The organism is Massilia sp. P2_C2 (assembly GCF_056404615.1).
In genome coordinates this window covers 1-25,168 of record NZ_JBFUDR010000113.1, presented here as the reverse complement: position 1 = coordinate 25,168, position 25,168 = coordinate 1, and the positions used below count along the sequence as shown (strand labels likewise).

Here is a 25,168-nt window from a genome sequence, read left to right as displayed (position 1 = left end):
TTTTTTTTTGTTTGGGGGTGGTGGGTGTTGTTGTGTTGGGGTGTGGTGGGGTGGGTGTGTTGTGTTTTTGTGTGTGGTGGTGATGTGACCGTTGTTGTTACGGCCAGCGGTCTTCGATTTCTTCTCAACCAGGGCTGCGAACGGACGACCCTTGTACAGGTCGGCGTTCACAACCTTCACCATGCCGCGGCGGCCTGGGGAGGTTGGCTTCATCTTAACGAGTGCCATTATTTAGCCTCCTCGACAAAATTGATTTCCTGGCCCGGCTTCAGGGCCACGAAAGCGCGCTTGGTGTGGTTGCGGCGACCGGTGAAACGGCCCGAACGCTTCTGCTTGCCTTCGCGGTTCACGGTCTGCACCGATTCCACTTCGACCTTGAACAGCAGTTCGACGGCGGCTTTGATTTCCGGCTTGGTCGCGTCCGGCAGGACCTTGAACACGATCTGTTCGTTCTTTTCCGCGACGAAGGTCGCCTTTTCGGAAATGACCGGAGCCAGCAGCACCTTCATCAGGCGCTCTTCGCTGAATTTGATTGCGGCGCTCATGCGTACATCTCCTCGATCTTGGCCAGAGCAGCTTTGGTGACCAGGACTTTCTTGTAGAACACCAGCGACATCGGGTCGGCGTGCTTCGGCTCGACAACCAGCACGTTCGGCAGGTTGCGCGATGCCAGCAGCAGGTTTTCATCGATGGTGTCGGTGATCACCAGGACCGAGTCCAGACCCATGCCCTGCAGCTTTTGCGACAGCAGCTTGGTCTTCGGTGCTTCGACGGTCAGGTTCTCGATGACGTTCAGGCGGTCTTCGCGGGCCAGTTGCGAGAAGATCGAGCAGATACCTGCGCGATGCATCTTCTTGTTGACCTTGTGCGAGAAGTTCTCGTCCGGCGAGTTCGGGAAGATACGACCACCACCGCGCCACAGCGGCGACGACGACATACCGGCACGAGCGCGGCCCGTACCTTTTTGACGCCACGGCTTCTTGGTCGTGTGGCTGACTTCTTCACGATCCTTCTGCTTGCGGTTGCCGCTGCGTGCGTTTGCAGCGTAGGCGACCACGATCTGGTGGATCAGGGCTTCGTTGTAGTCACGGCCGAACACGGTGTCGGCGGCGTTGACTGCGGCGCCAGCTTGGCCTTGCTCATTCAGGAGCTTCAGTTCCATCTCTTACGCTCCTTTCTTGGCTTTGACTTTGACTGCCGGCTTGACGATCACTTGACCGTTCTTGGCGCCAGGAACGGCACCCTTGACCAGCAGCAGTTGACGCTCGGCGTCGATACGGGCGATTTCCAGGTTCTGGGTGGTGACAGTGACATCACCCATGTGACCGGTCATGCGCTTACCCGGGAACACGCGGCCCGGATCCTGTGCCATACCGATGGAACCCGGCACGTTGTGCGAACGCGAGTTACCGTGGGTGGCGCGGCCCGACGAGAAGTTGTAACGCTTGATGGTACCGGCGTAGCCCTTACCGATCGAGGTGCCTTGCACGTCGATCTTCTGGCCCACTTCGAACAGCGAGACGTTGACTGCGTCGCCAGCTTTGAAACCAGCGGCTTGAGCGGCTTCGACGCGGAATTCCTTCAGCATCGTGCCAGCTTCGACGCCAGCTTTGGCGTAGTGACCGGCAGCGGCCTTGTTCACGCGGGAAGCGCGACGTTGACCGAAGACGACCTGAACTGCGGCATAACCATCAGTTTCAGGAGTTTTGATTTGCGCAACACGGTTGTTCGACACGTCCAGCACGGTAACGGGAATCGAATCGCCGTCGTCCGTGAAGATGCGCATCATGCCAACCTTGCGACCGAGAAGGCCCAGGCTCATTTTTTCTCCATTCCCACCTGCGATTGGGCGGGGGTAGTTGACTATCGGAAGCTTTGACACTTCCTCTTAAACGTGCGGGCCAAAAAAAAGACGGACCCGCACCGAAGCCGGCTAGTATAGCGCGTGCAACGGATAGACGCAACAGGATAATGCGAAGATAACGCGGCCTGTTGCGCGTAACGCTGTAGTCGTGGAGATCAGAGGAATCCGTTCAGGCTGAACGGCACAGAAAAGGCACCTTGACACCTTTTCTCTGCAGGCTCGCGGCCTGCGCTATGGAGGAATTCTGGTGGGCGGTGCAGGATTCGAACCTGCGACCCCTTGGATGTCGACCAAGTATTCTAACCAGCTGAACTAACCGCCCGGGGAGCCGCATTATACGAGGATGTTTTAGCAAAGCGCAATACCCGTCCGAAAAAACTTGTGCGTCACATCGCGCCCGTACAATGTGACATCCGCGAGAACGGAAAGGATGATCGGATGAACCTGGTGTTCTTCAACAACACGACCCTGGCCTGGCTGACGGCCTTCGGCATCGCGGCCGGGGTCGCCCTCGCCCTGTACATCGCCAAGAAGCTGGGCGTACACCACATGCGCAGGCTGGCCGAACGCACAGAGACGAAACTGGACGACATCGCCGTCGAAGCGCTCGATGGCACGCGGCTGCTGGCCATCGTGATCATGGGGCTGTTCGCCGGCAGCAAGTTCCTCGTCCTGCCGCCGGAAGTGGACGTGTTCGCGACGCGCGTCGCCATCGTCACGGGGCTGATCCAGGCCGCGGTCTGGGGGCACCGCGCGCTGCGCGCCTGGCTGACGGATTACTACCAGAACCGCGCCGGCGACCCGGCCCGCGCCACGTCGGCGGCCGCGGTCGGCTTCATCGCGCAGACCGTGCTGTGGACCGTGCTGCTGCTGATGGTGCTGGACAACCTTGGCGTGAACATCACGACGCTCGTCGCCTCGCTGGGCATCGGCGGTATCGCAGTCGCGCTGGCCGTCCAGAACATCCTGGGCGACCTGTTCGCATCGCTGTCGATCGTGCTCGACAAGCCGTTCGTGGTCGGCGACTTCATCATCGTCGACAAATACCTGGGCACGGTGGAATATGTGGGCCTCAAGACGACGCGGCTGCGCAGCCTGGGCGGCGAACAGCTCGTGTTCTCGAACGCCGACCTCCTGAAAAGCCGCCTGCAGAACATGACCCGGATGAACCGGCGCCGCGCCGCGTTCACGGTGAGCGTCACCTACGACACGCCGACGGCCACGCTGCGCCGGGTGCCGGCCATGCTGACGGAGATCGTCAAGGCGCAGGAGCCGGTGACGTTCGACCGCGCCCACTTCAGCGGCATGGCCGCGTCGTCGCTGAACTTCGACGTCGTGTACTGGGTGGAGACGGCGGATTTCAACCGCCACATGGATATCCTGCAGGAGATCTACCTGCAGATCATGGACCGGTTCGCGGCCGAGGGCATCGAGTTCGCGTTTCCGACGCAGACGTTGCATGTGCACGATGCGCGTGAGGCGGCGGCGACGCCACCGACGCACACCACATCGTAGGGTGGACGAGTCTCCCGTCCACGCGTTCAGGCAGCACATGCGGGCCGCGCTGCGAATCACACGGGAGTTGAACGCGTGGACGGCAAGCCGTCCACCCTACCTGGGGGCTGTCGATGCGCGGATGACGAGCCTGCTTGGCAGCGCCGTGCTATGCAACGGCGCATGGCCGCCGCGGATGCGCTCGATCAGCAGGTCAATGGCAAGGCGCGCCATGTCGCGCTTGGGCGGCGCCACGGTCGTCAGCGGCGGCAGCGCATAACGGGCACCGGCGATATCGTCATACCCCACCACGGACAATTGCGCCGGCACGCGCACCGCGGCCGCACCGGCAGCGCACAGGCCGCCCAGCGCCATCAGGTCGCTCGTAACGAACACGGCCGTCGGCGGTGACGGCCGGGCCAGCAGGCGCGTGAACGCCGCATGGCCGCCCGCGCTCGTGAATTCCTCATGCACGATGCGGTCCGGCGGTACCGGCAGCCGCGCCTCCGCCATCGCGCGCAGGAAGCCGCCCACCCGCTCGCGCGTGCGCGGCAGGTCGGCCGGACCGGACACGCAGGCGATCGCCGTGTGACCCAGTTCGATCAGGTGACGGGTGGCCTCGTAGCCGCCCTCCTCCTGGCCGGCCTGGATCAGGTCGGCGTCGAGACCGGGCAGCGCGCGTTCCAGCTGGACGATGGGTACGGCCTCGTGGCTGAGCAGCAGGTCCTGCTCGTCGTCGGCGCCGCTGGCGATCAGGACGAGGCCGTCGATGCGCTTTTCCATCAGCAGGCGCAGGTAGGCAGTCTGCTTTTGCGCCCCGCCGTGCGCATTGCACAGGATGATGTTGTAGCCGAGCTGGAACGCCGCGTCCTCGATCCAACGAACCAGCTCGGCGAAATAGGGATTGGACGAATTCGGCACCAGCACGCCGATCGTGTTCGTCTTGTCGTTCTTGAGGCTGCGGGCGACGGCGCTCGGGATGTAGCGCATCTCGTCGATGATGCCGAGCACGCGCTGACGCACGTCGGAACTGACGACGCGTGTGTTGTTGATCACGTGCGACACCGTGGAGATCGACACTCCGGCCCGCTCCGCTACCTGCTTCATGGTCGCCATCGCGTTCCCCCTTGAGCCGCGATTATCGCCGATATGTTTCACTAATTACAACAGGATGGTGACTACTGGTCCGTCGTACGGGACCCTCGTCATTCAAGATCAGGTCGGTTCCCCGCTTATCAAGAGGCTGCGCACCACCTCCACCTGCTATTTCCACGCAAACCCGTTTTGAAAAATTGTATACAGCGGACCGAAAAATCGCTCGCTTGGCTCTGTGATACCCTTGTTTTATTCTCTGCAATGACCCGCAAAAACTGTATACAAATTCGTTGACATCACTTTCATGCGGGGGCATCATGATTTAGATTCAAGCCGCCGCAGAGTGGCCCAGGCATCGTGGAGACATCGCAATCGGTTGCATCCAGATTACGGATTGCCTGCCGTGGTGGCGTGTCTCCACCGTCCGGTAACACCTCGACGTAACCAGCGCATCGACCACTGCGTGCAATTGGACGACGCCGGCGTGCGCGTGTTCGCGCCCGTGCGCAAGATGGTCGACGCGGGCGTGCCGGTGGGCCTCGGCGTGGACGGTAGCGCGTCGAACGACGGCGCGCACATGCTGGGCGAGGTGCGTCAGGCGATGCTGCTGCAGCGCGTGGGCTTCGGCCCGGACGCGATGACGGCGCGCCAGGCGCTGGAACTGGCCACGCTGGGCGGCGCCAAGGTCCTCAATCGCGACGACATCGGCAACCTGGCGCCCGGCATGTCGGCCGATATCGTGATGTTCAAGCTGGATAGTGTCGGCTTCGCGGGCGCGCTGCACGACCCGGTGGCGGCGCTCGTATTCTGCACGCCGGCCAATGTGAATCGCAGCGTCATCAACGGCAGGGTGGTCGTGAAGGATGGGGTGTTGCGGACGGTCGACCTGCCCGTCGTGCTGGAGCGGCACAATCGGCTGGCGGCCGAACTGGCGCTGGCTTGAAAGCAAACGGCCCATCTGCCAGAGGCGGATGGGCCGTTTTGCATGCGCCGGCGGTGGAGGCCGCCGTGGCGCTGAAACTGATTACTGCAGCTTGATTTCGACGTCGACGCCAGCCGGCAGGTCCAGCTTCATCAGTGCGTCAACGGTCTTGTCGGTCGGGTCCACGATGTCCATCAGACGCTGGTGCGTACGGATTTCGAACTGGTCGCGCGAGGTCTTGTTCACGTGCGGGGAACGCAGCACGTCGAAGCGCTGGATACGGGTCGGCAGCGGGACCGGGCCCTTGACGACTGCGCCGGTACGCTTGGCGGTGTCGACGATTTCCAGAGCGGACTGGTCGATCAGCTTGTAGTCGAACGCTTTCAGGCGGATGCGGATTTTCTGATTCGGAGCGGACATGCTATTTCCTTAAAAAAGAACGAACCGGCACACGGGCCGGCAATCAAAAGTCAGGTACTGCGTGGACAAGGTGAGACTTAACTGCGAGGGGACGGCAGTATAACACCGTTTTACCCTGAACTGCACAGACAGAAGGGACAGAACCTACGCTCTGCCCCCTCTATCTCATTGCTGCTACTCAGTAGGGTGGGCACCCCTGTGCCCACGCGAACTCCAGCATAACGCAGACTTCACGCGTGGGCACGGGGTGCCCACCCTACCGAAATATCGCTATTAGGCGATGATCTTGGCAACCACGCCGGCRCCGACGGTACGGCCACCTTCGCGGATTGCGAAGCGCAGACCTTCTTCCATCGCGATCGGAGCGATCAGCTTGACGGTGATCGACACGTTGTCGCCCGGCATGACCATTTCTTTATCRGCCGGCAGGACGATCGARCCGGTCACGTCCGTCGTACGGAAGTAGAACTGCGGACGGTAGTTGTTGAAGAACGGGGTGTGACGGCCRCCCTCTTCCTTCGACAGGACGTACACTTCGCCCGTGAAGTCGGTGTGCGGCTTGATCGAACCCGGCTTGGCCAGAACCTGGCCACGCTGGACGTCTTCACGCTTGGTACCGCGCAGCAGCAGGCCGACGTTGTCGCCAGCTTGACCCTGGTCCAGCAGCTTGCGGAACATTTCCACGCCGGTGCAGGTGGTCTTGACGGTGTCGGTGATACCGACGATTTCGATCTCTTCGCCGACCTTGATGATGCCGCGCTCGACACGACCGGTCACCACGGTACCGCGGCCCGAGATCGAGAACACGTCTTCCACCGGCATCAGGAAGGCGCCGTCAACGGCACGTTCCGGCGTCGGGATGTAGGTGTCCAGGGCGTCAGCCAGGCGGATGATGCARTCTTCRCCCATTTCGCCAGCCTGGCCTTCCAGCGCCATACGCGCCGAACCCTTGATGATCGGCAGGTCGTCGCCCGGGAACTCGTGCCGTCCATCTGGGCAGCACCGGTGATCATGTTCTTGATGTAGTCGGCGTGGCCCGGGCAGTCGACGTGAGCGTAGTGACGGTTGGCCGTCTCGTACTCGACGTGCGCGGTGTTGATCGTGATGCCGCGTGCTTTCTCTTCCGGAGCCGCGTCGATCTGGTCGTACGCCTTGGCTTCGCCGCCGAATTTCTTCGACAGAACGGTCGCGATTGCAGCCGTCAGGGTGGTTTTGCCGTGGTCAACGTGACCAATCGTGCCGACGTTCACGTGCGGCTTGGTCCGTTCGAATTTTTCCTTTGCCATTTTGATCTTCCTTTAAAAGAGCAATTTTATTAATTAGTTTTATTCAATCGGGGACAGGATCACCCTGTCCCCCAACGTATTACTTAGCTATTACTTGGCTTTCGCGGTCACGATGGCGTCCATCACATGCTTCGGTGCTTCAGCATAGTGCTTGAATTCCATCGTGTAGGTCGCACGACCCTGGGTTGCCGAACGCAGCACGGTCGAGTAACCGAACATTTCCGACAGCGGGACTTCGGCCTTGATGATCTTGCCGCCGCCACCCGGGATCTCGTCCATGCCCTGCACCATACCGCGGCGGGACGACAGGTCGCCCATCACGGTACCGGCGTAGTCTTCCGGCGTTTCCACTTCCACGGCCATCATCGGCTCGAGGATGACCGGGTTGGCTTTACGGCAGCCTTCCTTGAATGCCATCGAACCTGCCATGCGGAACGCGTTTTCGTTCGAGTCCACGTCGTGGTACGAACCGAAGGTCAGCGTGACCTTCACGTCCACCACCGGGTAGCCGGCCATCACGCCGCTCGACAGCGTTTCGCGCACACCTTTTTCGACTGCCGGGATGAATTCACGCGGAATCACGCCACCCTTGATCGCGTCGATGAACTCGAAGCCTTTGCCCGGTTCCTGCGGTTCGACCGACAGCACGGCGTGGCCGTACTGGCCGCGGCCGCCCGACTGCTTGACGAACTTGCCTTCGACGTCGGTGACGGCCTTGCGGATCGTTTCGCGGTAGGCAACCTGCGGCTTGCCGACGGTCGCTTCCACGCCGAATTCACGCTTCATGCGGTCGACGATAATCTCCAGGTGCAGCTCGCCCATACCACCGATGATGGTCTGGCCCGATTCTTCGTCGGTGCGCACGCGGAACGACGGGTCTTCCTGAGCCAGACGGTTCAGTGCCAGGCCCATCTTTTCCTGGTCGGCCTTGGTCTTCGGCTCGACGGCCTGCTGGATCACCGGCTCCGGGAACACCATCTTTTCCAGGATGATCGGGGCAGCCGGGTCGCACAGCGTTTCACCGGTGGTCGCTTCTTTCAGGCCCACGGCGGCGGCGATGTCGCCCGCGCGGACTTCCTTGATCTCTTCGCGCTGGTTCGCGTGCATCTGCAGAATACGGCCGACGCGTTCCTTCTTGCTCTTGATCGGGTTGAAGACGGTGTCGCCCGACTTGATGACGCCCGAGTACACGCGGAAGAAGATCAACTGGCCGACGAACGGGTCGGTCATGATCTTGAATGCCAGCGCGGCAAATTTCTCGTCGTCCGATGCGGTACGGGTGACCGGCTGGTCGTCCTCGTCGGTACCGCTGACCGGCGGAATGTCGACCGGCGACGGCAGATACTCGATGACCGCGTCGAGCATGGCCTGCACGCCCTTGTTCTTGAAGGCGGTGCCGCACATCATCGGAACGATTTCCGAAGCGATGGTGCGCTGGCGCAGTGCGGCCTTGATCTCGGCTTCCGTCAGCTCGCCTTCTTCGAGGTACTTGTTCATCAGGTCTTCGTTCGCTTCAGCAGCGGTCTCGACCAGCTTCTCGCGCCATTCCTTGGCCGTTTCCAGCAGCTCGGCCGGGATTTCGCGGTAGTCGAACTTCATGCCCTGCGACGCGTCGTCCCAGTAGATCGCCTGCATCTTGACCAGGTCGACCACGCCGAGGAAGTTGTCTTCGGCGCCGATCGGGATCTGCAGCGGGATCGGGTTGGCCTTCAGGCGGGCGCGCATCTGCTCGTACACCTTGAAGAAGTTCGCGCCGGTACGGTCCATCTTGTTGACGAATGCCAGACGCGGGACTTTGTACTTGTTAGCCTGACGCCACACGGTTTCCGACTGCGGCTGCACGCCACCGACTGCACAGTAGACCATGCAGGCGCCGTCCAGGACGCGCATCGAACGTTCCACCTCGATGGTGAAGTCGACGTGGCCCGGGGTATCGATGATGTTGAAGCGGTGCGGCTCGAAATTGTTGGCCATACCCTTCCAGAAGCAGGTCGTCGCTGCCGAGGTGATGGTGATGCCGCGCTCTTGCTCCTGCTCCATCCAGTCCATGGTAGCTGCACCGTCGTGCACTTCACCGATCTTGTGATTCACACCGGTGTAGAACAGGATGCGCTCGGTGGTCGTCGTCTTACCGGCGTCGATGTGAGCGGAGATACCGATGTTACGGTAGCGCTCAATAGGGGTAGTGCGTGCCATAAATTTTCCTAACTTTTGAATGGACAAAACCGAGCAGCATTCTGGAAATCAAAATGAGCTCGGCCTGAACAACTGATACTGCATGGCCGCACCACCCCGGAGGCGTTCTGCCCCCGAAGCGATTGGCCATTTGCTTAGAAGCGGAAGTGCGAGAACGCCTTGTTCGCTTCAGCCATACGGTGCACCTCGTCACGACGCTTCATCGCGCCGCCGCGGCCTTCTGCTGCTTCCATCAGCTCGCCACCCAGGCGCTGCTGCATGGATTTCTCGCTACGCTTGTTTGCGGCTTCGCGCAACCAACGCATAGACAGGGCCATACGACGGACCGGACGCACTTCAACCGGCACCTGGTAGTTGGCGCCACCGACGCGGCGGGACTTCACCTCGACCATCGGCTTGCAGTTGTTGATTGCGGTTGCGAACACTTCCAGCGGGTCCTTGCCCGATTTGGTCTGGATGTAGTCGAATGCACCGTAGATGATGTTTTCTGCGACCGACTTCTTGCCGGACAACATCAGAACGTTGACGAACTTGGCGAGATCGATGTTGCCGAATTTCGGATCCGGCAGAATCTCGCGCTTGGGTACTTCACGACGACGTGGCATTTCAATTCCTTCCTGTCTTCAGTTGAGTGCTTGCGCACTCGCGAAAGGCCATCATGACCCTTCACTTACTCGGCCTTCCGGCCGCCTCAACTAACTCAATATTAATTTACCCGGATTGCAAGAAGATTACTTCTTGGCAGCCTTGGCACGCTTGGCACCGTATTTCGAACGGGCCTGCTTACGGTCTTTCACGCCCTGGGTATCCAGTGCACCGCGGACCATGTGGTAACGCACACCCGGCAAGTCTTTCACACGACCGCCGCGCAGCAGCACGACCGAGTGTTCCTGCAGGTTGTGGCCTTCACCGCCGATGTACGAAATGACTTCGAAACCGTTGGTCAGGCGAACTTTGGCGACCTTACGCAGTGCCGAGTTCGGCTTCTTCGGGGTCGTCGTGTAGACACGGGTGCAAACACCGCGCTTTTGCGGGCAGTTTTCCAGTGCCGGCGACTTGCTCTTCACAACCGCGGCTTCACGCGGCTTGCGAATCAATTGATTGATGGTTGGCATCGTTCAAAAATCCAACAAAATGACTACTAGTTGATGACCCGGGGCTCTTGCTTCCCGGGGGCTGAAACMTTGTCCCGCAACTCTCCGTACAGGCGACGACAGCCACTCACCAGCGGGAGCGGCTGTTCAACGTAAACCATGCGCAGAATAATTCGAGAACTCGCGAGTATAGACCCGAAGCGGAGCTGGGTCAACAAACTTGCTGACCGGGCATCGCGACAGTGGCGGAGGAGTGTGTAAACGCTAAGTAGATGTCGCGATAACGACACAACCAGTGTACGCCGGAATTCATCCGTTGTGCGGGGAGAATAGCATTTCCCGTGGCAAAAATCGGATAATAGCCGACTTCACCTCCGCAAGCCGCGCCTACGCCCGTTTCGATGTCATTTTTGCTCCGCCCGCGCAACCTGTACGTCGCGCTCACCTATCTGCTGCTGTCCTGCGTACCGTACGTGGCGCCGCTGTTCGGCCAGCCGCTCGCGCATCCCGCCCAGGTGGCCGGCATCGAACTGCTGGCCTGGCTCGGGGTATGGGGCGTGTTCAAGCGCCCGGCCTACTTCCACTGGCTGCTGCTGCCCGCCTTCCTCGCGCTGCCCGTCGAGCTTTATCTATATGCGTTCTACGGCCAGGGCATCTCCACGCACCACCTCGGCATCATCGCGGAAACGAGCCCGGCCGAGGCCATGGAATTCCTCGGCAACAAGGTCTGGCTGCTCATCGGCGTGTTCGTCGGCGTGCTGGCGTGGTTCGTCACGAGCTGGATCGCGGCCTGGCGCACGCGCGACCTCGACTGGGCCGACGTCTCGCGTCCCGTCGTGCTGGCCGTGCTGGCGCTCGTGGCCGTTGTCTTCGGCTATGGCGTGAAATACGGCGTCGCCCCGCCGCCGCTGGCCGGTGCCGCCACGCCGGCATCGGCGGCCGTCCGGCTCGTCAAGGCGGCGCCCGCGTCCGGCGCATCCGACGGCGCGTCCAGTGCGTCCGACAGCCTTGACGCCGCCAGCGAAGAGACCGCCCCGCCGCGCCCGTCCAGCATCCCGCGTCCCGCATCGCTGCCGCCGCTGGCGCACTGGATGCGCCTGCCGTTCGATCTCGACACATTCGCCCATTCCTGGCCGTTCGGCCTGGCCGCGCGCGGCGTCGACTTTTACAAGGAACGGGTCTATCTGGCCGACCTCAACAAGAGAAGCGCCAACTTCCGCTTCCACGCCCACCTGGCCGAGCCGAACGACGACCCGCAGGTGGTCGTGATGGTGATCGGCGAATCGTCGCGCTACGACCGCTGGAGCCTGAACGGCTACGACCGCGAGACGAACCCGCTGCTGGCGAAAGAAGACAACCTCGTGCCGCTGCGCGACGTGATCACGTCCGTGTCCGCCACGCGGCTGTCGGTGCCCGTGATCATCTCGCGCAAGCCGGCCACGCAAAGCCTCAAGGACGGCTTCTCGGAAAAATCCTTCCTGACCGCGTTCAAGGAAGCGGGCTACAAGACGTTCTGGCTGTCGAACCAGATCTCGTTCRGCAAGTTCGACACGCCCGTCTCCGTGTTCGCCAAGGAGGCCGACGTCGTCGACTTCCTGAACCTGGGCGGCTTCACCGACAATTCCAATTACGACGAAATCCTGTTCAGCCCACTGAAACACGCGCTCGCCGATCCGGCGCCGAAGAAGCTGATCGTGCTGCACACGCTGGGCAGCCACTGGAACTACAGCCACCGCTACCCGAAGCAGTTCGACAAATGGCTGCCCTCGCTGTACGGCGTCGACAAGCCGGTCTACACGGACATCAAAATCAAGGACAAGCTGAACAACAGCTACGACAGCTCGATCCTGTACACGGACTGGTTCCTCGACCACGTGATCGGGACGCTGAAAGAGGCGAACCAAGCGGCCGCGATGCTGTACGTGGCCGACCACGGCCAGACGCTGTACGACAACAGCTGCCGCCTCGCCTTCCACGGCCATAACACGCAATACGAATTCCACGTCCCCGCTTTCGCCTGGTATTCCGACGCGTATGCGGAGCGCCATCCGGACAAGATCAAGGAACTGCGCCGCCACCGCAAGGCGAAGCTGGCGACGGAAAACATGTTCCATACGCTGCTCGACCTGGGCGACGTGCGCTACCCGGACGAGCGCCTGGCATGGAGCTTCGTGAACCCCGCGTTCAAGCAGCACAAGCGCTACGTCGACAGCTATGGCTGGACCGATTACGACAACGCCACCATCAAGGGCGACTGCCACGAAGTGATCGCCAGGGGCAAGCCGCTGCCGCGCGATTAAATTCGGGGTCAGAGCACATTATTTTTCCCGCTTGTCGGCAACATGCGGGGATCCTCTTCGTATGCCCCGCCATTTGCCGCCAACCCGGCGATCATTGATCCCAAAATGTGCTCTGACCCCGAATTTTGGGCCGCGAACCGGGGATGGCGGTGCGCCAGCCGCGACGCCCTGCGCACCAGATTGGCTCACGGCCGCACTACGGAAGCGTATCAGGAACGTGCATATACGTCGCGCAGCCGGGCGCCTCGCCTTGTAAACGCCTGGCACCGTTCTTGCTGAATGGTTCGATAACGAGAGGTGGGCCGATGTCAGCATCGCGCACATCTCGACAAGGTGGCTAGGGTTCCGACCGCGCGAGCGGTGCTGGTCCGAGAGCTGCCGGTTCCCTGCCCCTGCGGCATGGAGCTACACGGAGGGATAAAAGCCCGGGAGGACGATTGCGCCGCAATCGCTTGCCTCTCGTATTTATCCAACTTCGGGAGCTCCACCATGCGTTTCTTCCTGCACCATCGCATTCTTCGCAGTTCCATCGCAACGGTTCTCGCCCTGTGTACGACGCTGTCGGCCTCCGGGGCCGCACATGCCGAAGTGCGCGTCGGCCTGTCCGACTGGCCGGGCTGGGTAGCCTGGTACGTCGCCGAACAAAAAGGCTTCTTCAAGCAGCACGGCGCCAACGTCAAGCTGGTCTGGTTCGGCAATTACACCGATTCCATCGCCGCGCTGTCGGCCGGCCAGCTGGACGCCAATGCCCAGACCTGGTCGGACACCATGACGCCGCTGGCGAAAAAAGTCGACGTCAAGGCCGTGCTGGTCAACGACAATTCGGCCGGCAACGACGCGCTGATGGTCGGCCCGAAAATCAAGTCGTTCGCGGACCTGAAGGGCCGCACGGTGGCGCTGGAACAGTTCAGCATCTCGCACTTCGTGCTGGCCACGGCGTTGCAGCGCAACGGCATGAACATCAACGACGTCAAGGTGGTCAACCTGTCCGCGGGCGATGCGGCCGCCGCCTTCGTCGCCGGACGCGTGGATGCCGCCGTCGTGTGGAACCCGTGGGTCAACAAGATCCAGGCGAGCGGCAAGGGCCACGCGCTGTTCACGTCGCGCGACATGCCGGGCCTCGTGCCCGACCTGCTCGTCGCCCACGGCAAGGCGCTGCGCGACAAGACCAAGCGCCAGGACCTGGTCGGCATGATCCAGGCGTGGTTCGACACGCACGCCTTCATCCACGACCACCCGGACGAGGCGGTGCAGATCATGTCGAAGATCGTGGGCATCAAGCCGGCCGAATACAAGGTCTTCCTGCCGGGCACCCGCTTCTTCGACCGCGCCGAGAACCAGGCCGCGCTGGACGCCAGCAAGCCGCAGTCGCTCGTCGCGGCCGGCCCCGTCATCCACCAGTTCCTGAGCACGAACAAGCTGGTCACCGGTCCGGTCGACTACGCCGCCGGCATCGACGCCTCGCTGCTGAACGACGCACTGAAGAAGTAAGCCCATGCGCAACGACATGTCCCCTCACTTGCCACCCCTTGGCCGCGCGGCCGGCCCGGCGGTGACGCGCAATCGCCGCTCGCCATGGGACGTGCGCGGCGAACTGCGCCGCCGCAGCGCGCTGGCGCTGGCCATCGCCGGCTTCGTGCTGCCGCTGGCGGCGTGGATCCTCGTCTCGCTCGAGGGCTGGGCCGATCCCGTGTTCCTGCCGCCGCCGTGGCAGGTGCTGGCCCAGCTGGGCGACTGGTACCGCGACGGCGACCTGCTGGGCGACATCGTCGTGAGCATAGCCCGCGTGCTGGGGGGATTCTGCGTCGCGGCCCTCGTGGCCGTGCCGCTGGGCGTGCTGGTGGGGACGTTCGCGCCGGTGCGGGCATTCCTGGAGCCCCTGACCGAATTCACCCGCTACCTGCCGGCCGTCGCGTTCATCCCGCTGATCATGCTGTGGGTCGGCATCGACGAAAGCGCCAAGGTCGCCGTGATCTGGGTCGGCGTGTTCTTCCAGATGCTGCTGCTCGTCGCCGGCGACGTGGCGCGCGTGCCGGATGCGCCGATCGAAGCCGCGCGCACGATGGGCGCGACCAACGAGGAGATCATCAAGTACGTGCTGATCCCGGCCGCGCGGCCCGCGATCCTGACCACGCTGCGCGGGGCGATGTCGCTGGCCTGGACCTATCTCGTCGTGGCCGAACTGGTGGCCGCCAACTCGGGCCTGGGCTACGCGATCCTGAAGGCGCAGCGCTTCCTGCTGACCGACAAGATCTTCGCCGGCATCCTGCTGATCGGCCTCGTGGGGCTGTTCACGGACCAGGCATTCCGCTGGCTGCACAAACGCTGCTTTCCCTGGCATCACCTGCGAGGCTGAACCATGACACTCAAGATTTCCGTACGCGGCCTGTACAAATATTACGGCAGCGGGGCCCGGCGCACGCTCGCGCTGCAGCACGTAGACCTGGACATCGCCGCCGGCGAGTTCGTCACGCTGGTCGGCGCGTCCGGCTGCGGCAAGTCCACGCTACTGCGCACCCTCTGCGGACTGGAGGAATACGGCGAAGGCCGCATCGTCTGCAACGGCCGCGACGTCGACGGCCCCGGCGCCGACCGCGCGATGGTCTTCCAGAGCTACAGCCTGTACCCGTGGCTGACGGTGGCCGGCAACATCCGCTTCTGCCGCCGCCTCGCGCACCACGCCGCCGCCACGTCGAGCGACGTGGAAATCGCGAGCGGACGCGCCGATGCCCTGATCGGCCTGATGGGCCTCTCGCACGTGGCGCATGCGTATCCGGCCGAGCTCTCGGGCGGCATGCAGCAGCGCGTGGCGATCGCGCGGGCACTGATGGCGCGTCCGGACGTGTTGCTGATGGACGAACCGTTCGGCGCGCTGGACGCGCAGACGCGCGAAGTGATGCACGACCTGATCCGCCATGTGTACCACCTGGAAAAGACCACGATCGTGTTCGTGACCCACGACGTCGAGGAGGCGATCTACCTGGGCGAGCGCGTCGTCGTGATGGCACCGCGCCCGGGCCGCATCGATTCGATCGTCGACGTGCCGTTCGGCGCCAGGCGCCACCAGGACCTCAAATTGTCGCCCGAATTCTCGGACCTGAAGCGCCGGATCCTGAACCGCATCCGCGAGACCTCCGGCGTGAAGACCGACCTGGAGCAGCTCGAAAAACTTACCCGCACCGCACAAGACTGACGGAGACACCATGAACGTTACCGAACACTCCACTCATTTCCCCCCAGAGCTTGCACCCGACCTGGACCCGCGCAGCGTGCTGTGGACCGAACGCTTCCCCGGCGGCGCGCACTGGTCGTACCGCGTCCGGCGCGGCACCACGCTGCGCTTCATCGCCGTCGAAGCCGGCGCCAACGCATCCGTGCTGCTGTATCGCGCCGACGAGCGCATGGAGCGCCTGAACGTGCCCGACACGCTGAAGGCCCAGCACACGGCGCACCTGACCGCGGGCCACGTGCTGTACTCGGACATGGGCCGCATCCTCGCCTCGATCCCGCGCGACACCGTCGGCTGGCACGACCCGCTGTGCGGCCTGTCGGACGCGGACAACATCGCCCGCCGCTACGGCGTCAAGCGCTACCAGGAACACCGCAACGCCATGCACCGCAACGGCAAGGACAGCCTGCTCGTCGAGATGGGCAAATGGGGCCTGGGCCTGCGCGACCTCGTGCCCAACGTGAACCTGTTTTCGAAAGTGGCGGTGGATGCAGACGGACGCTTCCGCTTCGCCGAAAACCACGCGCAGCCGGGTGACTTCGTCGAACTGCGCTTCGAGATGGACACGCTGGTGCTGGTGTCCACCGCACCGCATCCGCTCGACCCGCGCCAGGACTACGCGCCCGGCAAGGTCGCCATCGTCGCGTGGGATTCCGGCCCGGCGGGCATGGACGACCTGTGCCGCCTGTCGTGCCCCGAGAACGGGCGCGGCTATACCAATACCGACATGATTTACCGCTGAGGAGACCGTCATGCAAACCCTGCGCGCAAGCACGCTCGATCCCGCCGCCGCCCTGGCCATCCACGACCTGCCGGCCGGCGAACCCTGGCTGCACGAGCTCAAACGCGGCCAGATGCTGCGCATCGTCGACCTGGAAGGCAACCAGGCCGTGGACACGATCTTCTACAACGCGGCCGACACGGCCGAGAGCTACAGCGTCACCGACACCCTGCAGCGCCAGGGCGGCATCTACCTGTCGACCGGCTCGGTGCTGTATTCGAACCGCGGCCGTCCGATGCTGTCCATCGTGGCCGACACCTGCGGTCRCCACGACACGCTGGGCGGCGCCTGCGCGGCCGAGAGCAACACGGTGCGCTACGCGCTGCAAAAGAAATTCATGCACAGCTGCCGCGACAACTACCTGCTGGCCCTCGCCCGCGCCAAAAATGGAGCTGAAATAAGCGGCATGAACAAGCGCGACCTGGTCCCGAACGTGAACTTCTTCATGAACGTGCCGGTGACGGAAGCGGGTGGTTTGTCGTTCGAGGATGGCCTGTCCGCGCCCGGCAAGTACGTCGAGCTGCGCGCCGAGATGGACGTGCTGGTGCTGGTCTCGAACTGCCCGCAGCTGAACAACCCGTGCAATGCCTACAACCCCACCCCGGTCCGCTTCGTGATCTGGGATGCCGCCTGAGAGACTCGCCATGTTCGACAAGATCCTGATCGCCAACCGCGGCGAAATCGCCTGCCGCGTGATCTGCACCGCGCGCCGCCTCGGCATCAAGACCGTTGCCATTTATTCCGAGGCCGACGTCGAGTCGCTGCACGTGCGCCTGGCCGACGAAGCCGTGTGCGTGGGCCCGGCGGCGGCGGCCGAGAGCTACCTGTCGGCCGAGCGCGTGCTGGACGCCGCGCGCCGGACCGGCGCCCAGGCGATCCACCCCGGCTACGGCTTCATGAGCGAGAACGCGGGCTTCGCCGAGGCGTGCGCCGCGGCCGGCATCGTGTTCATCGGCCCGACGCCGAAGCAGATGCGCGACTTCGGCCTGAAGCACACGGCGCGCGAACTGGCGCAGCAGGCCGACGTGCCGCTGCTGCCGGGCACCGGCCTGCTGGACGGTGTCGAGGCAGCGCTCGCCGAAGCGCGCCGCATCGGCTATCCGGTCATGCTCAAGAGTACCGCGGGCGGTGGCGGGATCGGCATGCGCCTGTGCCGCGACGACGACGAGCTGGCCGGTGCCTACGCGTCCGTACGTCACCTGTCCGAGAACAACTTCAAGAACAGCGGCATCTACCTGGAAAAATTCGTGCAGCGCGCGCGCCACGTCGAGGTGCAGATCTTCGGCGACGGCCGCGGCAACGTCGTGTCGCTGGGCGAGCGCGATTGCTCCGTCCAGCGCCGCAACCAGAAGGTGATCGAAGAGACGCCCGCGCCGGGCCTGTCCGACGCCACGCGCCACGCGCTGGCCGCGACCGCCGTGCGCCTGGGCGCGGCCATCGACTACCTGTCGGCCGGCACCGTCGAATACGTGCTGGACGCCGACACGGGCGCGTTCTACTTCCTCGAAGTGAACACGCGCCTGCAGGTCGAACACGGCGTGACGGAGGAAGTGTTCGGCATCGACCTCGTCGAATGGATGATCCGCGCGGCTGCCGGCGAGCTCACGCTGCCCGCGCAGGCGTCGCTGGTGCCGAGCGGCCACGCGATGCAGCTGCGCGTGTATGCGGAAGACCCGGCGCGCAGCTTCCAGCCCTGCTCCGGCGTGCTGACGGCCGTCGAATTCGCGCCCGGCCTGCGCGTCGACACGTGGGTCGAGCGCGGCGTCACCGTCAGCCCTTATTACGACCCGCTGCTGGCCAAGCTGATCGTCAAGACGGACAGCCGCGCCGCATCGGTGGACCAACTGACACGCGCACTGGAGACGTCGCGCATCGACGGCATCGAGACCAATCTCGCCTACCTCGCGCGCATCCTGCGCTACGGCGATTTCGTCGCGGGCCGCCAGATCACGCAGATGCTGGCCGCGATGGACTTCACGCCGCAGACGGTCGAAGTGCTGGACGGCGGCATCCAGACGACCGTGCAGGACTACCCGGGCCGCCAGGGCCTGTGGGCCGTGGGCATTCCGCCGTCCGGTCCGATGGATGCATACGCGCACCGCGTGGCGAACCACCTGCTCGGCAACGATGCCGCCGCGCCCACGCTGGAAATGACCCTGCAGGGCGCCACGCTGCGCTTCAACTGCGCATGCACGATCGCGCTGGCCGGCGCCAACCTCGGGGCCAGCGTCGCCGGTACGGATGGCAAGCGCGAACTCGCCAACTGGAGCGTGCACGCCATCGCCGCCGGTGAAACGCTGCGTTTCGCAGGCGTGCGCGGCGCCGGCGTGCGGGCCTACCTCGCGTTCGCGGGCGGCGTCGACGTGCCGGCGTATCTCGGCAGCCGTGCGACGTTCACCTTGGGCCAGTTCGGCGGGCACGGCGGCCGTGCCGTACGCGCCGGCGACATGCTCAAGCTGAAGCCCGTGCCGGCACGTCCGTCCGAACTCGCGGCCGCTGCGATCCCGGCATACGCGCACCACTGGGACATCGCCGTTCACTACGGCCCGCACGGCGCGCCGGACTTCTTCACCGATGACGACATCGCCATGTTCTTCGGCACGGACTGGCAGGTGCATTTCAATTCCAGCCGCACCGGCGTGCGCCTCGTCGGACCGAAGCCGCGCTGGGCCCGCACGGACGGCGGCGAGGCCGGCCTGCATCCGTCGAACATCCACGACAACGCCTACGCCATCGGCTCGATCGACTTCACCGGCGACATGCCCGTGATCCTGGGCCCGGACGGCCCGAGCCTGGGCGGCTTCGTGTGCCCCGCCGTGATCGTATCGAGCGACCTATGGAAGATGGGCCAGCTGAAACCTGGAGATACGGTGCGCTTCCACCGCGTCTCCGTCGACCAGGCGGCAACCTTGCGCGCGGCGCTGGAAGCCGTGTTCGACCGCACGGACGCGTCGCCTCTGTGGTCGCCGCCAGCATCGGCCGAAGGCCTGGCGCAACCGGCCATCGCGGGCGAAGCGGCGCTGCCGGACGGCACCCGCGTCGTGTTCCGCCGCGCCGGCGACGACGACCTGCTGGTGGAATTCGGCGAACTCGCGCTGGACATCAACCTGCGCTTCCGCGTGCACGCGCTGATGTGCGCGCTGGAAGACGCGCGCCTCGACGGCGTCGTCGACCTCACGCCCGGCATCCGCTCGCTGCAGGTCCACTTCGACCACCGCCGGCTGCCGGCTGCCCGTCTGCTGGGACAGGTCGGTGCGCTGCTCGCGGCACAGGGGACGGTCGAGGACATGGTGGTCCCGTCGCGCATCGTGCATCTGCCGCTGGCCTGGAACGATACGCAGACCCGGCTCGCGATCCAGAAATACGAGACGACGGTGCGCCCGGACGCGCCCTGGTGCCCCAGCAACATCGAATTCATCCGCCGCATCAACGGCCTGGCGTCCGTGAACGACGTGTACGACGTCGTGTTCAAGGCCAGCTACATGGTGCTGGGCCTGGGCGACGTCTACCTGGGCGCGCCGGTCGCGACGCCGGTCGACCCGCGCCACCGCCTCGTCACGACGAAATACAACCCGGCGCGCACGTGGACGCCGGAGAACGCGGTCGGCATCGGCGGCGCCTATCTGTGCGTGTACGGCATGGAAGGCCCGGGCGGCTACCAGTTCGTCGGCCGCACGGTGCAGATGTGGAACCGCTACCGCCAGACGGCCAGCTTCCGCGACGGCAAACCGTGGCTGCTGCGCTTCTTCGACCAGATCCGTTTTTATGAGGTGACGGAAGAACAGCTGCTCGACCACCGGCGCGACTTCCCGCTCGGCCGCTTCGATGTGCGCATCGAAGAGACCACGTTCTCGCTGGCCGACTACAACGCCTTCCTCGCACGCGAAGCGGACTCCATCGCCGCGTTCAAGACGAGCCAGCAGGCCGCGTTCGAAGCCGAGCGCGAACGCTGGCGCACGAGCGGCCAGGCCGATTGGGTTTGCGAGGAAGCCAGCCTAGAGCCCGGCGAACTGGCCGACCTGCCCGCCGGCAGCCAGTACCTGTCGGCCGTGGTGCCGGGCAGCGTCTGGAAGATCGTCGTGCCGCCCGGCGCCACCGTGCGCGAAGGCGACACGCTGGCCATCTTCGAATCGATGAAGATGGAAATCCCCGTCATCGCCACCAGCCCCGGCGTGCTGGACGAATGGCTCGTCACCGAAGGCAAGCCCGTCGCCGCCGGCCAGCGCATCGCCATCTTTACTGCAGCCCCCTGAACCAGCCCCTCATCCAAAACAAGGAGCCCCACATGCACGACAAGAAGATCATCCTCGCCATCGCCACGCTGCTGCTCGCCGGCGCTGCCCAGGCCGAAGACGCCCCAGGATCGGCAACAGCGGCCGCGCCCGCCTTCACCGGTCACGTCGACCTCGTCAACAAGTACGTCCTGCGCGGTGTCACCTCGACCTATGGCCCCGGCCTGCCGGGCCTGGGCAACGAAGGCGCCGACGCGCCGGAATCGAATCGTCCGGTACTGCAGTGGGGCGTGGACTGGACCCACCCGTCCGGCGTCTACCTGGGCTACTGGGCCTCGCAGATCAACTACTCGTACAAGCGTCTGGCCGAATCGTATTCGAACCGTGCCGTCGCCAACTTCCAGGACAGGAAGTCGATCGAGAACGACTTCTACGGCGGCTACAACGGCAAGGCCGGGGACTTCGGCTACACGGTCGGCCTGACGGGCTACTACTACGTCAACGGCGGCGATTCCAACGCCTTCGAGACCAAGCTGGGCGCCAACTACGGCGCGTTCACCGTGACGGCGCAGACGCTGCTCAAGGACGTCGTCTGGGGCAACAAGGGCGACACCTACTGGACCCTCGGGGCCAGCCAGCCGGTCGCCTACGACATCACCCTGTCCGCCACGCTCGGCTTCTACACGTACCACAAGGAAGGCCGTTACCTGGGCACGGTCGACACGCTGACGGGCACCGGCTGCGCCGCCGGCACGAGCTTCATCGTCAACGGCTGCTTCGCGGGCGGCGCGCCGGCATCGGGCGGATGGCGCCATCTCACCGTCGGCTTCACGCAGCCGATCGGCGCCACCGGTTTCACGTGGGGCCTGCAAGGCCTGATCGGCGGCGACAACCGCTTCGGCGTCAAGCAGGGCAACCGCCTGCTGGCATCGCTCAGCTACGGCTTCTGATCCGATTCATTCGCGAGACATCATGACGATCATCGACACCCACGCCGCCTATTTGAGCGGCGCATCGACGCCCAGCGGCTGCATCGAGCAGGTGCTGGCGCGCATCGCCGCCGCCGACCGTCCCGAGATCTGGATCAGCCGCGTGGACGACGACGCCCTGCGCGCGCAGGCACGCACACTGGACGCCGTGCTGGCGGCCGAAGGCGCCGCCGCGCTGGCGCGCCTGCCGCTGCTGGGCATTCCGTTCGCCGTCAAGGACAACCTCGACGTCGCCGGCATGCCCACCACGGCCGCCTGCCCCGGCTTCGCCTACGTGCCCGACCAGTCGGCCCCCGTGGTGGACAAGCTCGTCGCGGCCGGCGCCCTGCTGGTCGGGAAGACGAACCTGGACCAGTTCGCGACGGGGCTCGTCGGCACGCGCTCGCCGTACGGCGCCGTGCGCAACGCCATCGATCCGGCCTATGTGTCGGGTGGCTCCAGTTCCGGCTCGGCCGTCGCCGTCGCACTGGGCATGGCTGCCTTCGCGCTCGGCACGGACACGGCCGGCTCCGGCCGCGTGCCGGCGGGCCTGAACGGCATCGTCGGCCTCAAGCCCACGCGCGGACTGCTCAGCACGCGCGGCGTGGTGCCGGCCTGCCGCACGCTCGATTGCGTCTCCGTGTTCGCGCCAGACGTCGCCGACGCGTGGAAGGTCGTGCAGGTCGCGGCAGGCTATGACGCGCAGGACCCGTACTCGCGCTGCATCCCGCCGCAGGGCGTGCGCCGGCGCGGCTATCGCATCGCCGTGCCCGCACAGCTGGAATTCTTCGGCGACAGCGCCGCGCAAACGGCCTTCGAGGCGACCTTGGCGCGCCTGCGCGACCTGCCGGGCTGCACGTTCGGCACGGTGGACTACACGGCGTTCCGCGACGCCGCAGCCCTGTTGTACCAGGGGCCGTGGGTCGCCGAACGCCGCGCCGCCGTCGGCGCATTCATCGAGACGCAACCCGACGCCGCGCATCCGGTGGTGGCCGGCATCATTGACCAGGCCAACGGCTACGACGCCACGGATGCATTCCACGGCCAGTACAAGCTGGCGGTGCTGCGCCGCGCGGCCGAGGACGCGCTGGCGGACTACGACTTCCTGCTCGTACCCACGACGCCGACCATGCACCGCATCGCGGACGTGCTCGAACGCCCGGTGGAACTGAACTCGCAGCTGGGTTATTACACGAACTTCGTGAACTTCTTCGACATGGCCGCGCTGGCCGTGCCGGGACAGGCGCGCGCGGACGGCCTGCCGGCCGGCGTCACCCTGATCGGCACCGCCGGCAGCGACCACCTGCTGGCGACGGCCGCCGCGACGCTGCTCGGCGGTGCGGACGCGAACGCGCTGGCCGCGGATCCGCTGCCATTCTGCGAACCCACCGTGCAAGTCGCCGTCGTCGGTGCCCACCTGGAAGGCCAGCCGCTGAACTGGCAGCTGCTGGAACGGGGCGCGCGCAAGGTCATGGCCACGCATACGGCGCCACGCTACCGCCTGTACGCGCTGCCGGGCACGACGCCACCCAAGCCGGGCCTGGCCCGCGTCGACGGCAACGGCACGGCGATCGCGGTCGAGGTGTGGGAACTGCCGCTGCGCCGCTTCGGCGAATTCGTGGCCGAGATCCCGCAGCCGCTGGGCATCGGCTCGCTCGAACTGGCGGATGGGCGCTGGGTCAAGGGGTTCATCTGCGAGCCGGCTGCGATCGCAGGTGCGACCGACATCAGCCAGTTCGGCGGATGGCGGGCCTACCTCGCCCGCCAGCTCTAAAATTCGGGGTCAGAGCACATTAATTTTTCGGGTTATCGCCAACGCACAGCCATCTGCACTGTACGCGCCGCCAACCTCCGTCATTTCAGCGACGGGCAGCCGAAAATTATGCTCTGACCCCGAATTTTCTGACCCCGAATTTTGCCGTTGTTGTGCCAACCACGCCGCCACCTGCTCCGCCCGGCGCTGTACGGCCTCGTCGAACCCGTGCTCGGCCAGCAACGCCACACCGTTCATGCGCCCCAGCACGCCCGGTTCCAGCACCAGCCCACCATCGCCACCACGCACGATGCGCCACGGCGCCAGCGCATGTGCCAGCAGGGAGCCCAGCACGAGGTTGTGCGACGACACGACCACCAGCGCATGCCGCGCCAGTTCGTCGACGACGGCCGCCGCGGCCGACACCGATTCCTCGTGGTTCGTGCCGCGGAAGATCTCGTCGACGAGGCAGACGACGGCCTGCTCCCCGCGCGAGCGCTCCAGCAGCGTCCGCGCACGCGTGAGCTCCGCGATATACAGACTCTGGCCGCCGAGCAGCGAGTCCTCGTTCTGCATGCTGCGACGACCGGCAGCGCCGGCAGGTTGGCCTGCGCCGCGTAGCCGAAGCCGAACGCGCGCGCCACCACGAGGTTCAGTCCCAGCATGCGCAGCAAGGTGCTTTTGCCGACGCCATTCTGGCCCGACAGGAACGCACCCTTGCCGTCCAGCGCCACGGACAGGCCGCGGGCCTCGTCCAGCAGCGGATGCACGCCGCCGCCCAGCAGAGAACAGGCGCGCAGCAGCATCTGCAGTGCGCGCAACGAGCGGGTCCAGCGGTCGATGAGGTCATGGTAGCGCAGGCGCACCGTCACGAGAAAATACATGGCGACGCCCACGCCGAGCCAGCCCCATGGAGATATGAGCAGCGCCGCGGCGATCGATGCTACCAGCAGCACGGGGAGCCAGAGCAGCCAACCGACCCAGCCGGGGCGGGCCGGCTGCGTGTCCGCGAACAGCAGCGTGGCCACCTCGATGTCCGCATGGCGCAGGCAGGCCAGCTTGCGCCGCAGGGCGTCCAGCTGCGTGGGATCGTCCAGCAACGCCTGCACGCGCACCCGCCGCGCCGCCACGGCGGTGGCATCCAGGCCGCCGCGCAAGTCGCGCTCCAGCACCTGGCGCCCGAAGATGCTCGTCCCGGCCGCGAGGCCGTCCGTGTAACGCGGCAGCAGCAGGTCGCGCCAGGTCGCGTCGTCCACGACGTCGCCGGCATCCGGCGGGACGGCGGCGCACAGCGCGGCCACCTCGTCCGGCGTGAAGAGCTGGTCGTCCGGCTCGGCGTCGGAGGGCGTCAACAGACGGGATATGAAAGAACTCATGCGCGACTTTCCTCGGCGGGGCCAGATTATTGTTGGCAAGAAAGTATGGCTGCTTTCCGGAATATCAAGACCGTCATATCAAACCGTCCGCACTGTCCGTCCGGAGTAGGTGCGGACAGTCGCGGACGCAGCCGTGTCCGCCATCCGCCCTATGAATC

General features: G+C 64.8%; 21 protein-coding genes, 1 tRNA gene, 2 pseudogenes and 1 riboswitch. Of the genes and pseudogenes, 11 read left to right on the top strand and 13 right to left on the bottom strand.

Annotated elements, in window-relative coordinates; translation table 11 throughout:
• The 5 genes and pseudogenes from AC1DYX_RS14985 to AC1DYX_RS14965 all read right to left on the bottom strand — a co-directional run.
• Window positions 1-228: pseudogene (locus AC1DYX_RS14985) on the bottom strand (hypothetical protein); the annotation flags it as partial.
• Window positions 228-545 (bottom strand): 50S ribosomal protein L23, encoded by a 318-nt coding sequence (gene rplW / locus AC1DYX_RS14980; RefSeq protein WP_036240333.1) that lies wholly within the window; start codon window positions 543-545, stop codon window positions 228-230. The pseudogene AC1DYX_RS14985 and the gene rplW, both read right to left, overlap by 1 nt.
• Window positions 542-1,162, bottom strand: coding sequence for a 50S ribosomal protein L4 (rplD, locus tag AC1DYX_RS14975; protein WP_166857981.1), 621 nt, complete (start codon window positions 1,160-1,162; stop codon window positions 542-544). Before rplD ends, rplW begins: the two co-directional genes overlap by 4 nt.
• Window positions 1,163-1,165: 3 nt before the next feature.
• Complete coding sequence (rplC, locus tag AC1DYX_RS14970) at window positions 1,166-1,822, bottom strand: 50S ribosomal protein L3 (RefSeq protein WP_036240330.1); 657 nt, start codon at window positions 1,820-1,822, stop codon at window positions 1,166-1,168.
• Between the two features lie 287 nt (window positions 1,823-2,109).
• Window positions 2,110-2,186, bottom strand: a tRNA-Val gene (locus AC1DYX_RS14965).
• A gap of 116 nt (window positions 2,187-2,302) precedes the next feature.
• On the opposite strand from AC1DYX_RS14965, the gene AC1DYX_RS14960 reads away from it, so the two are divergent.
• Window positions 2,303-3,379, top strand: coding sequence for a mechanosensitive ion channel family protein (locus AC1DYX_RS14960; protein ID WP_477260084.1), 1,077 nt, complete (start codon window positions 2,303-2,305; stop codon window positions 3,377-3,379).
• A gap of 96 nt (window positions 3,380-3,475) precedes the next feature.
• Here the strand turns inward: AC1DYX_RS14960 and AC1DYX_RS14955 are convergent, their stop codons facing one another.
• A complete protein-coding gene (locus AC1DYX_RS14955) occupies window positions 3,476-4,465 on the bottom strand; it encodes a LacI family DNA-binding transcriptional regulator (RefSeq protein ID WP_477260082.1) in 990 nt (329 codons plus the stop codon).
• A 292-nt stretch (window positions 4,466-4,757) separates the two neighbouring features.
• Between AC1DYX_RS14955 and AC1DYX_RS14950 the strand changes: the two genes are divergently transcribed.
• Window positions 4,758-5,396 (top strand): amidohydrolase family protein, encoded by a 639-nt coding sequence (locus AC1DYX_RS14950; RefSeq protein WP_477260080.1) that lies wholly within the window; start codon window positions 4,758-4,760, stop codon window positions 5,394-5,396.
• A gap of 81 nt (window positions 5,397-5,477) precedes the next feature.
• Here the strand turns inward: AC1DYX_RS14950 and rpsJ are convergent, their stop codons facing one another.
• From rpsJ to rpsL, 5 genes and pseudogenes are all read right to left on the bottom strand, one after another.
• Window positions 5,478-5,795 (bottom strand): 30S ribosomal protein S10, encoded by a 318-nt coding sequence (rpsJ, locus tag AC1DYX_RS14945; protein WP_005663509.1) that lies wholly within the window; start codon window positions 5,793-5,795, stop codon window positions 5,478-5,480.
• A gap of 273 nt (window positions 5,796-6,068) precedes the next feature.
• Window positions 6,069-7,081: pseudogene (locus tag AC1DYX_RS14940) on the bottom strand (elongation factor Tu).
• A gap of 90 nt (window positions 7,082-7,171) precedes the next feature.
• The gene (fusA, locus tag AC1DYX_RS14935; protein WP_477260078.1) at window positions 7,172-9,277 is read right to left on the bottom strand and encodes an elongation factor G; all 2,106 of its coding nucleotides are present in this window, start codon (window positions 9,275-9,277) and stop codon (window positions 7,172-7,174) included.
• Window positions 9,278-9,411: 134 nt separating this feature from the next.
• Window positions 9,412-9,882, bottom strand: a complete 471-nt coding sequence (rpsG, locus tag AC1DYX_RS14930; protein ID WP_056439862.1) for a 30S ribosomal protein S7 — start codon at window positions 9,880-9,882, stop codon at window positions 9,412-9,414.
• A gap of 126 nt (window positions 9,883-10,008) precedes the next feature.
• Window positions 10,009-10,392, bottom strand: coding sequence for a 30S ribosomal protein S12 (rpsL, locus tag AC1DYX_RS14925; RefSeq protein ID WP_005663517.1), 384 nt, complete (start codon window positions 10,390-10,392; stop codon window positions 10,009-10,011).
• 380 nt (window positions 10,393-10,772) lie between these two features.
• Between rpsL and AC1DYX_RS14920 the strand changes: the two genes are divergently transcribed.
• The 9 genes from AC1DYX_RS14920 (at window position 10,773) to atzF (ending at window position 23,655) form a co-directional block, all read left to right on the top strand.
• The gene (locus tag AC1DYX_RS14920; RefSeq protein WP_477260074.1) at window positions 10,773-12,671 is read left to right on the top strand and encodes a phosphoethanolamine transferase; all 1,899 of its coding nucleotides are present in this window, start codon (window positions 10,773-10,775) and stop codon (window positions 12,669-12,671) included.
• 326 nt (window positions 12,672-12,997) lie between these two features.
• A riboswitch (guanidine-I (ykkC/yxkD leader) is annotated at window positions 12,998-13,105 on the top strand.
• A 55-nt stretch (window positions 13,106-13,160) separates the two neighbouring features.
• Window positions 13,161-14,162 (top strand): ABC transporter substrate-binding protein, encoded by a 1,002-nt coding sequence (locus AC1DYX_RS14915; protein ID WP_477260072.1) that lies wholly within the window; start codon window positions 13,161-13,163, stop codon window positions 14,160-14,162.
• Between the two features lie 4 nt (window positions 14,163-14,166).
• Window positions 14,167-15,027, top strand: coding sequence for an ABC transporter permease (locus AC1DYX_RS14910; protein ID WP_477260070.1), 861 nt, complete (start codon window positions 14,167-14,169; stop codon window positions 15,025-15,027).
• A gap of 3 nt (window positions 15,028-15,030) precedes the next feature.
• Window positions 15,031-15,864 carry an ABC transporter ATP-binding protein gene (locus AC1DYX_RS14905; RefSeq protein WP_477260068.1) on the top strand — a complete coding sequence of 278 codons (834 nt, stop codon included), beginning with the start codon at window positions 15,031-15,033 and terminating at the stop codon, window positions 15,862-15,864.
• A 10-nt stretch (window positions 15,865-15,874) separates the two neighbouring features.
• Entirely contained in the window at window positions 15,875-16,642 is a 768-nt protein-coding gene (locus AC1DYX_RS14900) for an urea amidolyase associated protein UAAP1 (protein WP_477260066.1), read from the top strand.
• 10 nt (window positions 16,643-16,652) lie between these two features.
• Entirely contained in the window at window positions 16,653-17,315 is a 663-nt protein-coding gene (locus AC1DYX_RS14895) for an urea amidolyase associated protein UAAP2 (protein ID WP_477260064.1), read from the top strand.
• A gap of 10 nt (window positions 17,316-17,325) precedes the next feature.
• Entirely contained in the window at window positions 17,326-20,934 is a 3,609-nt protein-coding gene (uca, locus tag AC1DYX_RS14890; protein WP_477260062.1) for an urea carboxylase, read from the top strand.
• Window positions 20,935-20,966: 32 nt separating this feature from the next.
• Entirely contained in the window at window positions 20,967-21,863 is an 897-nt protein-coding gene (locus AC1DYX_RS14885; RefSeq protein ID WP_477260060.1) for a TorF family putative porin, read from the top strand.
• Window positions 21,864-21,885: 22 nt separating this feature from the next.
• Window positions 21,886-23,655, top strand: coding sequence for an allophanate hydrolase (atzF, locus tag AC1DYX_RS14880; RefSeq protein ID WP_477260058.1), 1,770 nt, complete (start codon window positions 21,886-21,888; stop codon window positions 23,653-23,655).
• Between the two features lie 9 nt (window positions 23,656-23,664).
• On the opposite strand, the gene AC1DYX_RS14875 is transcribed toward atzF, so the two are convergent.
• Together AC1DYX_RS14875 and AC1DYX_RS14870 are read right to left on the bottom strand one after the other, a co-directional pair.
• Window positions 23,665-23,904 (bottom strand): hypothetical protein, encoded by a 240-nt coding sequence (locus AC1DYX_RS14875; protein ID WP_477260056.1) that lies wholly within the window; start codon window positions 23,902-23,904, stop codon window positions 23,665-23,667.
• A complete protein-coding gene (locus AC1DYX_RS14870) occupies window positions 23,889-25,010 on the bottom strand; it encodes a P-loop NTPase family protein (RefSeq protein ID WP_477260054.1) in 1,122 nt (373 codons plus the stop codon). The genes AC1DYX_RS14875 and AC1DYX_RS14870 overlap by 16 nt, the downstream gene beginning before the upstream one ends.
• Window positions 25,011-25,168: the final 158 nt, after the last annotated feature.

Bases quoted from the DNA above. Each gene is read 5' to 3' on its own strand.
- rplW (WP_036240333.1), bottom strand. From the start codon at position 545: ATGAGCGCCGCAATCAAATTCAGCGAAGAGCGCCTGATGAAGGTGCTG.
- rplD (WP_166857981.1), bottom strand. From the start codon at position 1,162: ATGGAACTGAAGCTCCTGAATGAGCAAGGCCAAGCTGGCGCCGCAGTC.
- rplC (WP_036240330.1), bottom strand. From the start codon at position 1,822: ATGAGCCTGGGCCTTCTCGGTCGCAAGGTTGGCATGATGCGCATCTTC.
- AC1DYX_RS14960 (WP_477260084.1), top strand. From the start codon at position 2,303: ATGAACCTGGTGTTCTTCAACAACACGACCCTGGCCTGGCTGACGGCC.
- AC1DYX_RS14955 (WP_477260082.1), bottom strand. From the start codon at position 4,465: ATGAAGCAGGTAGCGGAGCGGGCCGGAGTGTCGATCTCCACGGTGTCG.
- AC1DYX_RS14950 (WP_477260080.1), top strand. From the start codon at position 4,758: ATGCGGGGGCATCATGATTTAGATTCAAGCCGCCGCAGAGTGGCCCAG.
- rpsJ (WP_005663509.1), bottom strand. From the start codon at position 5,795: ATGTCCGCTCCGAATCAGAAAATCCGCATCCGCCTGAAAGCGTTCGAC.
- fusA (WP_477260078.1), bottom strand. From the start codon at position 9,277: ATGGCACGCACTACCCCTATTGAGCGCTACCGTAACATCGGTATCTCC.
- rpsG (WP_056439862.1), bottom strand. From the start codon at position 9,882: ATGCCACGTCGTCGTGAAGTACCCAAGCGCGAGATTCTGCCGGATCCG.
- rpsL (WP_005663517.1), bottom strand. From the start codon at position 10,392: ATGCCAACCATCAATCAATTGATTCGCAAGCCGCGTGAAGCCGCGGTT.
- AC1DYX_RS14915 (WP_477260072.1), top strand. From the start codon at position 13,161: ATGCGTTTCTTCCTGCACCATCGCATTCTTCGCAGTTCCATCGCAACG.
- AC1DYX_RS14910 (WP_477260070.1), top strand. From the start codon at position 14,167: ATGCGCAACGACATGTCCCCTCACTTGCCACCCCTTGGCCGCGCGGCC.
- AC1DYX_RS14905 (WP_477260068.1), top strand. From the start codon at position 15,031: ATGACACTCAAGATTTCCGTACGCGGCCTGTACAAATATTACGGCAGC.
- AC1DYX_RS14900 (WP_477260066.1), top strand. From the start codon at position 15,875: ATGAACGTTACCGAACACTCCACTCATTTCCCCCCAGAGCTTGCACCC.
- uca (WP_477260062.1), top strand. From the start codon at position 17,326: ATGTTCGACAAGATCCTGATCGCCAACCGCGGCGAAATCGCCTGCCGC.
- AC1DYX_RS14885 (WP_477260060.1), top strand. From the start codon at position 20,967: ATGCACGACAAGAAGATCATCCTCGCCATCGCCACGCTGCTGCTCGCC.
- atzF (WP_477260058.1), top strand. From the start codon at position 21,886: ATGACGATCATCGACACCCACGCCGCCTATTTGAGCGGCGCATCGACG.
- AC1DYX_RS14870 (WP_477260054.1), bottom strand. From the start codon at position 25,010: ATGAGTTCTTTCATATCCCGTCTGTTGACGCCCTCCGACGCCGAGCCG.